Source organism: Nostoc sp. DedQUE05, from assembly GCF_034530955.1.
Lineage (GTDB): Bacteria > Cyanobacteriota > Cyanobacteriia > Cyanobacteriales > Nostocaceae > Nostoc.
In genome coordinates this window covers 5186-17697 of the sequence record NZ_JAVRCB010000057.1, presented here as the reverse complement: position 1 = coordinate 17697, position 12512 = coordinate 5186, and the positions used below count along the sequence as shown (strand labels likewise).

The window sequence follows — 12512 nt, the reverse complement described above, 5'->3', positions numbered from 1 at the left end:
TAGAGAGTAATGGTAGATGCACCCTGGTTAAGCCCTAGAGAATACTCTGGGGCATTTTTTATTTTTTAGTCATTGGGAATTGAGCATAGGGCATAGTTATTCTCCTTGTCCCCTTGTCCCCTTGTCCCCTTGTCCCCCATTTCCTTTAGCAGTAGGAACTACATCGGGTAAAGGGCGTTTGAGTAAGTAAAGCCAAGCTAATCCAACTAATCCCAATAAAATTCCTAGACTACTGACTACTTGCGCCATCCGTAATGGCCCCAGCATCAAGCTATCAGTGCGAAAGCCTTCAATCCATAAGCGTCCTAAGCTATAGGCTGGCCAGTAAATGAGAAACAGTGTGCCTACCTTCAGACGCGGCTTACCGGATAAAGACCGGAAAAATAACGTTATTAGTAGCGTAAACACCATTAAATCCCATAGAGATTCGTAGAGGAAGGTGGGATGAAAGTAATCGAAACTAACATACTCTAAAGGACGATGGTCTGGTGGAATATACAGCTTCCAGGGTAAATCAGTCGGATCGCCAAAAGCTTCAGAATTAAAGAAATTGCCCCAACGTCCGATCGCTTGCCCTAAAATCAGCGAAGGTGCTACTAAATCTGCCAGTTGCCAGAAAGAAACCTGCTTGATTTTGGCAAAGATTAACGCAGCCACAACGCCACCAAGAATCGCTCCATGAATGGCAATACCCCCTTCCCAAATCGCAAAAATTTTTCCTGGAGTTGGAGCATATTTTGACCACTCAAAAAAAACGTAATATAGCCGTGCGCCAGGAATTGCCCCAATCAACAACCAAAAGAACAAATCGCCTAGCAACTCAGGATTAACATTGCGCCGCTTTGCCAAATTCTGGGAAAGGATGACGCCAATTAAAACTGCTGTGGCAATCAACAAGCCGTACCAACGAATACTTAGTGGCCCTATTTTCACCAGAATCGGTCCTGGAGAAGTAAATTGAAACGCCAAGGGCAAAGTGGGAAAATCCAGTGCCATGAAAAATTACCTAGAAAAGTTCGTTAACTACCCGCGCACTTTGCTAAGTACGGAGTTTCTTGTGTCTCGAATACTGTAACTACACTTAAATCTTCCACAACATTGTGGGGACGTAGGTAAAAATCCAGTATTCATATTTAGGAGTCTAGTGGAGTGTGGTAGAAATAACTATGCAGTCAACAATAATGTAAAGGCTTATGCTATAAGCTTTCTTTCCTTCTGCCTCCTGCCTCCAGCAAGAACTGCCTTCTGCCTTCTTGCACTAGTTCCTAACGCTTAGTTGAGCATAACTTGTACCACTAAAACAATTGAGTTTACCATCATTACCGAGAGCGCAAGATGGTAGATTTGAGTAAGTTACACAAAATGATTTCAATATAATCACCTAAACAACTTTGATATATTTAAAATTGTGATTGCTATTTATCCTGGTAGCTTCGACCCCATTACTTTGGGACACCTCGATCTCATCGGGCGCGGTAGTCGGCTGTTTGAGCGGGTGATTGTCGCTGTACTACGGAACCCTAACAAGATGCCACTTTTTAGTGTGGAGCAACGGCTAGATCAAATCCGTCTTTCTACAGAACATTTACCTAATGTAAAAGTAGACAGCTTTGATGGTCTTACTGTCAATTATGCTCAAATGCAACAAGCACAAGTTTTGATCCGGGGTTTACGGGCTGTGTCAGATTTTGAAGTGGAACTGCAAATGGCTCACACCAACAAAACTCTTTCTACTCAAATAGAAACAGTTTTTCTCGCAACCTCAAATGAGTATAGTTTTTTAAGTAGTAGTGTGGTAAAAGAGATTGCAAGGTTTGGTGGCTCTATCGATCATCTCGTTCCCCCACACATTGCCCTAGATATATACCAATGCTACAATCAGAAATCTCCAATGTTGAACCCAATCTCAACGGAAGCAATCCCCCCCCTCAAGAATATCTCGGTGGAGAGGGAAGCATAGATATTCAGCAGGAACTCAACCGCCTAGAGGAAATGGTTCTCTCTAGTCTCAGGATTCCGCTAACGGGACGCACACTCATAGATGAGGAAAAGTTGCTAGATCAGCTTGATTACATCCGGCTGGCTTTACCATCACTTTTTCAAGAAGCAGCAGCAGTTCTTGACCAAAAGAACGAAATTCTGCTGGAAGCGGAAGAGTATGGACAGCAGGTTGTTGAGGCTGCACAAGCAAAAAGAGCGCAAATTTTAGCTGAAAGCGATATTATTCACCAGGCGGAACAAGAAGCTGAACGATTGCGGCGACAAGTGCAACAAGAGTGTGAGGGAATAATGCAAGAAACTCTCGCCGAGATTGACCGCAAGCGGTATGCTTGTCAGCAAGAGTTAGAGCTGATGCGACAAAATGCGATCGCTCAAGCTCAAGAAATTGAAGATGGTGCTGATGCTTATGCCGATGGCATTTTGGGAAATATCGAGCAGGATCTCAAAGATATGTTGCGAATTATCACCAATGGACGGCAACAATTGCAAATTGATAACCTCACCCAGCGTAATTCACCTCCTAGCAAAAAACGATAAAGGCTCTAATAAGAGATGATGAAAAATTATAAGTTGGGTTTTAAGCAATAGTGAAACCCAACTATTTTTATTAGGGAAGTTTTTTGGGAAATCTACCGAGAAATAGATTTAAATTTGTGGATTGTAATTAAACAGGATCTCTAATAAATGATTACTTTCGCTCAAGTTAATTTTGGATTAAATTTAGCTGGTTTAATTGGAATTATTTATTTTCTTTTGGCAGTTATTTACTTTATTTTAACAGTAGTTTGGCTTGCCCAACGTGGAACTAGGCTTACAGGTTGGGCTTTAGCCCTTTACATTATTCAAGTGATATTTACACCAATTATAATGTTAATATGCGGAGTCATCTTGTTTTTTCAAGGTTGGCGTTTAGATCCAATTCTTCAGTTTGAGCAATTTTTATCGTTGCTTTTAATTATTTATTTCGCTATTAAAGATATTGTAATTAATGCCGTTTACAGAGATAGATAATTTTATAATTTTTTGGTAGAGACGTGAACTGTGCGTCTCTACCAAAAATAAATATTTATACAGAAGAAAACTACAAAGTGTAAGTAAAATCTTCCACCAACATACCAGGAACTAAACTACCTCCAAGTTGGCGACTTTCATAAGTACCTACTTCGGGAATGAATTCTTGAAAAGTAGTCAAATCTATTAGATTTTCTCCCCAGAAACGATAGAGACTTTCATCAAAACGTAAGTTTTCAATGGGGGCAGTAATTTCTCCGTTTTCTACCCAAAAACAAGCATAACGAGTCATACCTGTGATTCTACCAGTGTGGCGATCGCTCCAATTCAAGTAATGCAAATTTGATAAATATAATCCTGTATCCAATCTCGGAAGAATCTGCTCAAATATTAAATTTCCGGGACTGATTTCTGGCGCGCGCAGAGTCTCTGAACCATTAGCGCCGTTGGCAATTTTTTGATATTCCTTAGCAGTGCGAGAATTCACCAGAGTATTTACCAAATATCCTTTTTCTATTACAGGTAACTCTGGTGCTGCCATTTCTCCCAATTCATTAAATCGCGGTACTAATCCGCGCTGAAAGTTTTCTTTCAAACTAAATGCCGTCGAAAGTTGTTTTTCTTGACGCGATAAAGCAGCTAAAGCACTGTTCCCTTGTTGAATATCAGCTTCGCTTACTGCTCCCCAAGAAAGCATTACTAATAAATCTGCAACAGCAGCAGGTGCAAAATAAGTTTTGTATTGTCCTCGTGGTAATTCTTTAATTGGACGAGCTAGCAATTCAATTTGCTTTTTAGCTTCGCTGATTTTGGTTATATAAGCAGATTCATCCCAATCACTTCCGGCAAATGTGCCCTTAACTGCTTGCTCAGAGGTAGAAAATAAAGAATAATCTAAACTAAAAGAATCAGTAGCAAACCAGTGTTTTTGACCACTGGAATCACCATAACCTTTAATTACTATTCCTCCAGCATATATACCAGTAAAATCTAATTCAGTAACTTGTTCTAATACACTTGTTACTACTGCTTCCTCTGGTAATAAATTTCCAGAATGTATTTCCCGGCTGGTATTATTGCCTGATGGTAAAACTAGATATGGATCGATGGGTAATAAAATCAGTTCGTCGCGTAGTTCCTGCAAAGCAGGATATGCTAATTGCCAGTCTAACTCCCAATTTCCAGTAAAGGGAAACTGCCTAATACTGCTGCGTTGATCTGCCATCAGAGTCAGTTCTATCCAACCATCAGCAACACAACCAGTTTGTCGCACTTTCGCATGGTTGAAACGAGTAAATTGACTTCTTTCACTACTAAGTCTCACAGTGAATTGTTCATTTTCAGCTTTTTTAATCAGCAGACTTTCAATCAGTCGATTAAAACTGACTTCTAATGCAGATAATTCCTCAATTTTCATAGAAATTAAATATCAATAGGGAATAAAGAGGGGGAAAAAGTTAAACCAATTCGCAATTCGCAATGGGCTACGCCCCGCTGCGCTAACGCAATTACGTTTTGTGACGTGGATTTAGACCTCGACACAAAACCTGCTGCCTGTAGAGACAGGGGACTTGAACCCCCACCACTTGTTAAAAGTTATGAGTTGAAGAAATTGTTAACTTCTAACTCCTAACTTCTAACTGCTGTATTTGCACTTTTTCAACTTCCTCCACCAAAAACTTCGACATTAGCAAATACACAAACAGGTGAACCGTGTCCTACCGAAATGGCCTGATTTGGTTCTCCTTTACCACAATAAGGAGTACCATACATTTGCCAGTTTGTTGCATCTCCTACTTGGATTAAGCTATGCCAAAATTCTGGTGTTGTGGCGCGATAGTTAGGATTACGAAGGGTTTTGGTGAGTTTGCCGTTTTCAATTAATTTAGCGTACTCGCAACCAAATTGGAATTTGTAGCGGCGATCGTCAATTGACCAAGAACGGTTAGATTCCATGTAAACGCCGTGTTCTATCCCGCCAATAATGTCTTCAAAAGTGCCGTTTAAAGGCTCTAAATTCAAGTTTGCCATACGATCGATCGCTGGTCGATTCCATGAGCAAGCACGGGCACAAGCAACTCCTGATACACCTGCTCTTGCTTGACTTTCCAGACTGCCTAAACCCCGTTGAAGTACTCCTTCTTTAACCAAGTATTCCTTTGTTGCTACAGCACCCGTATCATCAAAGCCATAGCTAGAAAATTCACCAGGCACGGTAGGATCAAAGGTAATGTTCATCAACGGCGAACCATATACTAGGTTGCCGAAATCACTTTTATTAACAAAGCTGCCCCCAGCATAGTTACGCTCATCTCCCAAAATTCGGTCAATTTCTAGGGGATGCCCAACACTTTCATGGATTTGCAGCATCATTTGGTCTGAGGCTAAAACTAAATTGGTACGGGTGGTTGGGCATTCTTCTGCTGTCAAAAGTTCTACTGCTTGTTCGCCTATTTGCCGCACCCGATGCCATAAGTTTTCTTGTTTTAATAGTTCGAGTCCGCCTTGGTAACAGTTTGCTTGCGAACCGTTATTGCTGCGCTGTTGTACAACCGCTCCATCTTGGGCAGTAGCTCCGTAATTTGTGCCTATAGATAGTATTTTTTGATAGACTTCTGAGCCATTGCTGCTAATAAACCAAGATTCTCGCTCAGTTGTGCTAGCACTGGCTATGGTTTGCACAATCTTGTCATCAACTTTGAGTGTTTGGCAAATACGAACCAGTAAATCGTTGATTTCTCCTGGACTCAGAGCATCCAATGGCTCAATAAATGGAGATTTATATTCGCCAATAACTTTAGGACGCTCACTTTCACGGAAGGGATGTATCCACCATTCACTGGCTGCTAGTGCCTGTTTATAGGCTGTTTGGGCAGCGGCTTCTAGAGAAGACAATTCTAGAGAGTTAGTAGCTGCATAACCCAGACAGCCATTGACTAAAACTTCCAGCATGGCTCCAACAGTGAAGGATTTGCCATTTAGTTGGGGTAAGGCGTCACGGACTAAACGGGTAGTAGAAGTTTCCTTTACGGCTCTAATACCGATCCAATCTGCGGGAATATCGAAACTAGCGATCGCTTTTTTGAGTTCAGACCACATAAAGAATGGGGAATAAAGAATGGGAAATGGGGAATTTTCTACCTACTCCCCATTCTCCTCTAATTCCGGTGCCAGCGTGTGCCATCACGGCTATCAATTAGCGTAATACCTTCTGCTTGGAGTTCGTCACGAATGCGATCGCTTTCGGCAAAATTCTTGGCAATACGTGCTTCTTGCCTTTGCTGAATTTTCACTTCAATTTCTGCATCGCTAAAACCATTACTTGTTTGAGTTTCGGCTTCTATCTCGGCTTCTAAACCCAAAACTCCAGCTAAGGTAACGAGTGTTTGCCATTGACGCTGTAACTCATCTGCTGATGTTTCGGTTTTCCCTTCATGCACAAGAATATTTCCCTCACGGCGCAGTTCTTTGGCTAATTCAAACAGCACTGTTAACCCACCAGGAAAATTAAAGTCGTTATTTACGGTTTCTTGAAAGCGTTCAATATAGGGATTGGGTACTGGGTATTGGGTACTGGGTATTGATATATTCCCAGTCCCTAGTCCCCAGTCCCCAGTCCCTAAATCCCAGCCTAGTAATTTCCCGTATTGGTAGCCGAAGAGTAAACCTTCTTTAATGGTGTGCCAGCCATTGGTTGCTGCGGCGATCGCTTCGTCGGTAAAATCAATTGGTGTACGATATTGAGCGGTTAGCACGAACAACCGTACTGCCATCGGGTCAACGCCTCGATCCAGTAATTCTCGAATAGTGATAAAGTTGCCCAAAGATTTGGACATTTTTTCACCATCTACCTTTACCATGCCGTTATGCAGCCAGTAACGCGCTAGGGGTTTTCCGGTTACAGCCTCAGATTGGGCAATTTCGTTTTCGTGATGGGGAAAAATTAAGTCAGCACCACCAGCATGAATATCTATGGTATCACCCAAGCGATCGCGCACCATTGCCGAGCATTCTATATGCCACCCCGGACGACCTGCGCCCCACGGTGATTCCCAAGCAGGTTCTCCCGGTCTTGCTGCTTTCCACAAAGCAAAATCAAAGGGGTCTTTCTTTTTTTGGTATTCTGGATCTTCTACGTTAACGCGATCGCTTTTGCCAGCTTGCATATCCTCTAACTTGCGTCCCGAAAGTTTGCCATATTCAGAAAACTGCCGCACTGGATAATACACATCACCATCAGCAGGGTAAGCAAAACCTTTATTTTCCAACTCATGAATTAACCGCAAAATGCCATTCATCGTGTGAGTAGCACGGGGATATTCATCGGCTTCTTTGATTCCCAATCGCGCCATATCCTCAAAATATGCTTTGATAAAGCGATCGGCCACAGCTTCCATTGAAGAATGTTCAGCACAGGCTCGATTGAGAATCTTGTCATCAATATCAGTAAAATTTTGGATATATCGCACTTCATAACCGATAAACTGGAGGTATCGGCGTACTACGTCCCAAACGATGCAAGCTCTAGCATGACCCAAATGGCAGTAATCGTACACCGTCACGCCGCAGTAATACATCTTAACCTTGCCTGTTTCGACTGTTTCAAACGGTTCTTGACGACGGGTGAGGGTATTGTAAAGGGTTAGGGTCATAACAGAGTAATGCTGAAATAGGGAGATACGTAATAATAGGGTAAGGCAGCTGGGATGACAGTCCAGCATCCCTATGCTAGTGTTTTCTGGACTATCTGCGCTACATTACTATTTTTTGACTATTTGATAACAGCGCTATGCAATCAGCAGTTACACCCGAATCTTCGGCAATGGATACGCCCAAACAAGGAATGCCAGTAACAATTATTACGGGTTTTCTCGGTAGTGGCAAGACGACTTTACTTAATCATATCCTCAACAACCAACAGGGGTTAAAAACCGCTGTTCTCGTAAATGAATTTGGCGAAATTGGCATCGATAACGAGCTAATTGTTTCCACTGGTGAGAACATGGTGGAGCTAAATAATGGTTGTATCTGCTGCACTATTAATAATGATTTAGTAGATGCAGTTTACAAAGTTTTAGAACGCCAAGAACATCTAGATTATCTAGTAGTGGAAACAACTGGATTGGCAGATCCGCTACCAGTAGCTTTAACATTTCTGGGTACAGAATTGCGGGATTTAACCCGCTTAGATTCGATTATTACCGTGGTAGACGCGGCTAATTACAGCCTAGATTTATTTAACTCTGAGGCAGCATACAGCCAAATTGCTTATGGCGATGTCATTGTGCTGAACAAGGCAGATTTGGTTGATGAAGCCACTTTGAACGAGTTAGAAAGAAAAATTAACGAAGTCAAGGAAGGAGCAAGGATTATCCGCGCTACGCGATCGCAAGTGCCACTTCCTTTAATTCTGAGTGTTGGTCTGTTTGAGTCAGATAAATATTTTGACACAGTGGTGGATGAACACGACCATCACGATCATCACGACCATGACCATGACCATGACCACTCAACATGCGGTCACGATCATCACGACCATGACCACGACCATCACGATCATCACCATCATTCTGACCATTTAGAAAATGATGGTTTTACTTCCATCTCTTTCCAAAGTGACAAGCCTTTTTCTATTAGGAAGTTTCAGTATTTCTTAGATAACCAGCTACCCTCAAATATCTTCCGAGCCAAGGGGATTATGTGGTTTGATGAAAGCCCGAAGCGTCATATTTTCCACCTTTGCGGTAAACGCTTCACCTTGGATGATGATGAATGGAAAGGCCAACTGAAAAACCAGTTAGTACTGATTGGTCAAAATTTGGATCGTGAGACTTTAATTAGTCAACTCGAAAAATGCATTTGTCTACCTTCAACCTCTCGCGGTAAAGGGTTTGGCAAATAAAAGTTAGAAGTTAGAAACTTACTACTCGTTCCCAGGTTCCACCTGGGAATGCATTCTCAATGGCTCCGCCATCAATTTTGAGCAATGGAAAATCGTTGTTTTTAGTTTTTATATATTGCTCTAAAATCAAAACGTTGATAAATGTTCTGATTAAAATGCGCGTTGTTATCCAGCGAGTTAAATCATCTCAAGTTACAGTGAATGATGAAATTGTCGGTAAAATTGGGCAGGGGCTAAATTTGCTCGTAGGTATTGCTAATACCGATACTGATGCTGAAATCGACTGGATGGTGCGTAAATGTTTAGAATTGCGGCTTTTTCCTGACGAAGGAGGAGACGACCGATGGCAAAAATCTATACAAGACATTGGTGGTGATTTGTTAGTAGTCAGTCAGTTTACCCTTTATGGTGACTGTCGTAAAGGTCGCCGTCCTTCTTTTGACCGTTCAGCGCCTCCCCAATCGGCAGAAGATTTGTATAATTGTTTTGTTAGTAAGTTAAGAGCTAGCGGGTTGCAGGTAGAAACAGGTAAATTTGGTGCAATGATGCAAGTTATCATCGAAAACGATGGCCCCGTAACTTTGTTACTTGAAAAAGAAGCAATTTAAGTATATACACTAAAAAGTGAATCACAGTAGCTTCTAGACTGTGGTGTTCTAATTGATGAGAGAATATTAAATTAACCATCAGCAAAGTTTAAATTCATTCATCATGGCGAAAATCCAGTTTTCTAGAGGTCTTGACGAAGAGGTAACTCCAGATGTGCGCTTGACGCGATCGCGTACTGGGGATAGTGGTACAGCGACGTTTACTTTTACGAATCCGAAAATTTTAGATCAAGGTACTACCGAAGATATTACCGGAATGTACTTGATTGACGAAGAAGGCGAGATAATTACCCGTGAAGTTAAAGCTAAATTTATTAACGGGAAACCGGAAGAATTAGAAGCATTTTATGTAATGAAATCTGCCCAAGAATGGGATCGCTTTATGCGCTTCATGGAGCGGTATGCTGAAGAAAACGATCTGGGACTGAGTAAAAATGAGTCATAGGGCTTAGGGCTTAGGGCATAGGGCATCGGTAATTGTCATGTTCAATGAATGCGCCATTTACCATGCCCAATTATCCATTATTAAAAGTTCATGAGTGACATATAATGCCACAACCCCATCCAGACTTGCCTGGAGTTTTAGTAACTTGTGCTGTGGTTACTGTCAGCGATACACGCACTTTGGAAACAGACAAAAGTGGCCAGCTAATTCAGCAGTTACTCCTTGGTGCAAACCATGCTGTAGGAGCCTACACGATTATCAAAGATGAACCAACACAAATTCAAGGGCAGATAGAAAATCTGGGCAAAAGCTCAAATTTGGATGCTGTAATTTTTAATGGTGGTACAGGTATTGCACCAAGAGATACCACCTATGATGCTATTGAGAAGTTACTAGAGAAAACTTTGCCGGGATTTGGTGAGTTATTTCGTTTTTTAAGTTATCAAGAAATTGGTTCGCGGGCGATCGCTTCTCGTGCCGTTGCTGGTGTTTATCAAAATAAATTAATCTTCTCGCTTCCTGGTTCTAGTAATGCTGTGCGACTGGCGATGGAAAAACTGATTTTACCCGAACTCACTCACTTGGTAAGTCAGGTTGCTAAGGGGGTAACATGAGCAGCCGTTCAAAAAGTTACCATGATAACTTTTGTAAAACTAAGCCATGAGGCACTGAAATCATCCTTTATCTACTTACATATTGAGGCTACCCAGAATTATAGTCAAACGAATGAAATATTAATACCAGATCAGTAATGGAACCTATTTACTGGAATTGCATAATTGCTCATAGCATTACTGCATTTTCATACTTTGGTATACCCATAGTAATAGGGGTTTTCTTTGGCAAAACTAAGGCAACTATCCCTCCTAAGTTTTGGCTAGCCTTTTTCTTATCGGGTGGATTCGTACTATTTTGCGGATTTCATCACTTTCTGGCAATCTTTGAGCCATATATGGCAGTTTCTCTGCTGCATTTAGGCGTACTTGATGTAATGGCGTTTATTTCTTTATCTGCTTTACTCTACCTAATGCCAACCGCTTATCAAATTGTAGAGGCGATCGCTAGATATCAAGAAGATACCCGCGAACTGCAACGTAGCCAGCAGATGCAACGGCTATTCCTAGATCGGGGCCCCTTTGCAGCATATATCAAAGATGAGCAATCTAGACTGCTTTACTACAACCAGGAAATACAGTCTAGATTTTCTATAAATTCACAAGAATGGTTGGGAAAAACTGATAGTGAATTCTTGCCAGATCCAGAAGAGGGACGGCAGGTTATGGAGAACGATCGAGTTGTTTTGAAGACTCTACGTCCTTTGAAGCTAATTGAAGAGGTAAAAGTATCTGGTAACAATCAGCCGTGCTATTGGCTATCGTTTAAGTTTTCGTTTAGCGATTACGCAACGGGCGCTTACCGTATCGGTGGAATCAGTATTGATATTACAGAATCTATAGAAGCACAGCGATCGCTAACTGACTTAAATCGGCAGCTAAAAGAAAAAACACTGGAATTGGAAGCAAAAAAACGAGAACTTATATATCTCTCAGATATGGCGGATATGCTTTATTCCTGTGAGTCTGAAGATGAGGTCTATCAAGTAGTAGCTTTAACCTGTTCCAAGCTGTTTCCTACAATGAGTGGTTGTATCTGTATAATTGCTAATTCCAAGAATTATGTTCAAATTAATAGGATTTGGGGAGATGAAATAAGCAGTAAAGAAATATTTTCACTATCTGATTGTTGGGCATTGCGGAGAGGAAAATTCAACCTTTTATCGTCTCGGAATTCAGGATTAATTTGCAGTCACTTAATACAGCCAGTTAGCGGCACACATTTGTGCGTTCCATTGTTTGGACAAGGCGAAATAGTTGGGATTTTACACCTCGACGCACTTGATGAAATCAGTCCAGAAGATCGACAAACTTCTGAGATTATTGCTAGAACATTAGGCATTGCACTGAATAATTTATCGATCAAACAACGTCTAACCCATGAAAACTTGCGGGATGGGATGACCCAACTATTCAATCAAAGCTATATGGAAAGCATAACGGAACAAAGGCTAGCTGAAGCTGAACGATTGGGACAACCTCTTAGTATTATTTTTCTTGATATCGATAACTTCAAATCTTACAATTCGCGCTATGGACACGTGACTGCCAACATTGTTCTCCAGGGATTAGCACAGTTACTGTTAAAATCTATTCGCTCCTTTGACATTGCTTGCAGATGGGGTGGTGAAGAATTTGTAATTGTCATGCCTAATATGACACTGGAAACGCTTAGAAAGCGAGTAGAACAATTAAGGCTAGATATTGAACAAATGCAATTGAAGGACGGCGATCGGCTCCTCGAAAGCATCACCGCTTCTTTTGGAATAGCTGTATCAGAACCTGGGATTACGGTTAAGGATTTTCTAAATCGGGCGAATCAAGCGATGCTTGAGGCAAAGCGAACAGGGAAGAATCGAGTTAGGGAATATGTAAATACTTATAATTGAAGAATAAAAAATTTAGAATACCTCAAGCAGTCAAACAATTTG

General features: G+C 41.4%; 12 protein-coding genes. 8 read left to right on the top strand and 4 right to left on the bottom strand.

Annotation, left to right across the window (positions count from 1 at the left end; translation table 11 throughout):
- Nucleotides 1-96: 96 nt before the first annotated feature.
- Nucleotides 97-996, bottom strand: a complete 900-nt coding sequence (gene lgt, locus RMZ42_RS30400) for a prolipoprotein diacylglyceryl transferase (protein WP_322674914.1) — start codon at nt 994-996, stop codon at nt 97-99.
- Nucleotides 997-1408: 412 nt separating this feature from the next.
- Here lgt and coaD point away from each other — a divergent pair, with 412 nt between their 5' ends.
- From coaD to RMZ42_RS30385, 3 genes are all read left to right on the top strand, one after another.
- A complete protein-coding gene (gene coaD, locus RMZ42_RS30395) occupies nt 1409-1960 on the top strand; it encodes a pantetheine-phosphate adenylyltransferase (protein ID WP_322674913.1) in 552 nt (183 codons plus the stop codon).
- Nucleotides 1870-2538 (top strand): DivIVA domain-containing protein, encoded by a 669-nt coding sequence (locus RMZ42_RS30390; protein WP_322674912.1) that lies wholly within the window; start codon nt 1870-1872, stop codon nt 2536-2538. The genes coaD and RMZ42_RS30390 overlap by 91 nt, the downstream gene beginning before the upstream one ends.
- 147 nt (nt 2539-2685) lie before the next feature.
- Nucleotides 2686-3012, top strand: coding sequence for a Ycf66 family protein (locus tag RMZ42_RS30385; protein ID WP_322674911.1), 327 nt, complete (start codon nt 2686-2688; stop codon nt 3010-3012).
- Nucleotides 3013-3082: 70 nt separating this feature from the next.
- Here RMZ42_RS30385 and RMZ42_RS30380 read toward each other — a convergent pair whose 3' ends face one another.
- The 3 genes from RMZ42_RS30380 to cysS form a co-directional block, all read right to left on the bottom strand.
- Nucleotides 3083-4429 carry a TldD/PmbA family protein gene (locus RMZ42_RS30380; protein WP_322674910.1) on the bottom strand — a complete coding sequence of 449 codons (1347 nt, stop codon included), beginning with the start codon at nt 4427-4429 and terminating at the stop codon, nt 3083-3085.
- A 242-nt stretch (nt 4430-4671) separates the two neighbouring features.
- Nucleotides 4672-6111 carry a TldD/PmbA family protein gene (locus RMZ42_RS30375; RefSeq protein WP_322674909.1) on the bottom strand — a complete coding sequence of 480 codons (1440 nt, stop codon included), beginning with the start codon at nt 6109-6111 and terminating at the stop codon, nt 4672-4674.
- Nucleotides 6112-6170: 59 nt separating this feature from the next.
- The gene (gene cysS / locus RMZ42_RS30370) at nt 6171-7664 is read right to left on the bottom strand and encodes a cysteine--tRNA ligase (RefSeq protein ID WP_322674908.1); all 1494 of its coding nucleotides are present in this window, start codon (nt 7662-7664) and stop codon (nt 6171-6173) included.
- 137 nt (nt 7665-7801) lie between these two features.
- On the opposite strand from cysS, the gene RMZ42_RS30365 reads away from it, so the two are divergent.
- From RMZ42_RS30365 to RMZ42_RS30345, 5 genes are all read left to right on the top strand, one after another.
- On the top strand, nt 7802-8914 hold the full coding sequence (locus RMZ42_RS30365; protein WP_322674907.1) for a GTP-binding protein: 1113 nt from the start codon (nt 7802-7804) through the stop codon (nt 8912-8914).
- Nucleotides 8915-9069: 155 nt separating this feature from the next.
- Nucleotides 9070-9522, top strand: coding sequence for a D-aminoacyl-tRNA deacylase (gene dtd / locus RMZ42_RS30360; RefSeq protein WP_322674941.1), 453 nt, complete (start codon nt 9070-9072; stop codon nt 9520-9522).
- 103 nt (nt 9523-9625) lie between these two features.
- On the top strand, nt 9626-9967 hold the full coding sequence (psb28, locus tag RMZ42_RS30355) for a photosystem II reaction center protein Psb28 (protein ID WP_322674906.1): 342 nt from the start codon (nt 9626-9628) through the stop codon (nt 9965-9967).
- 101 nt (nt 9968-10068) lie between these two features.
- A complete protein-coding gene (locus tag RMZ42_RS30350; protein WP_322674940.1) occupies nt 10069-10581 on the top strand; it encodes a MogA/MoaB family molybdenum cofactor biosynthesis protein in 513 nt (170 codons plus the stop codon).
- A gap of 137 nt (nt 10582-10718) precedes the next feature.
- The gene (locus RMZ42_RS30345; RefSeq protein WP_322674905.1) at nt 10719-12470 is read left to right on the top strand and encodes a diguanylate cyclase; all 1752 of its coding nucleotides are present in this window, start codon (nt 10719-10721) and stop codon (nt 12468-12470) included.
- Nucleotides 12471-12512: the final 42 nt, after the last annotated feature.

Coding starts and splice junctions, on each gene's coding strand:
- RMZ42_RS30345 (WP_322674905.1), top strand. CDS start 10,719: ATGGAACCTATTTACTGGAATTGCATAATTGCTCATAGCATTACTGCA.
- psb28 (WP_322674906.1), top strand. CDS start 9,626: ATGGCGAAAATCCAGTTTTCTAGAGGTCTTGACGAAGAGGTAACTCCA.
- dtd (WP_322674941.1), top strand. CDS start 9,070: ATGCGCGTTGTTATCCAGCGAGTTAAATCATCTCAAGTTACAGTGAAT.
- RMZ42_RS30365 (WP_322674907.1), top strand. CDS start 7,802: ATGCAATCAGCAGTTACACCCGAATCTTCGGCAATGGATACGCCCAAA.
- RMZ42_RS30390 (WP_322674912.1), top strand. CDS start 1,870: ATGCTACAATCAGAAATCTCCAATGTTGAACCCAATCTCAACGGAAGC.
- RMZ42_RS30380 (WP_322674910.1), bottom strand. CDS start 4,429: ATGAAAATTGAGGAATTATCTGCATTAGAAGTCAGTTTTAATCGACTG.
- cysS (WP_322674908.1), bottom strand. CDS start 7,664: ATGACCCTAACCCTTTACAATACCCTCACCCGTCGTCAAGAACCGTTT.
- RMZ42_RS30385 (WP_322674911.1), top strand. CDS start 2,686: ATGATTACTTTCGCTCAAGTTAATTTTGGATTAAATTTAGCTGGTTTA.
- lgt (WP_322674914.1), bottom strand. CDS start 996: ATGGCACTGGATTTTCCCACTTTGCCCTTGGCGTTTCAATTTACTTCT.
- RMZ42_RS30375 (WP_322674909.1), bottom strand. CDS start 6,111: ATGTGGTCTGAACTCAAAAAAGCGATCGCTAGTTTCGATATTCCCGCA.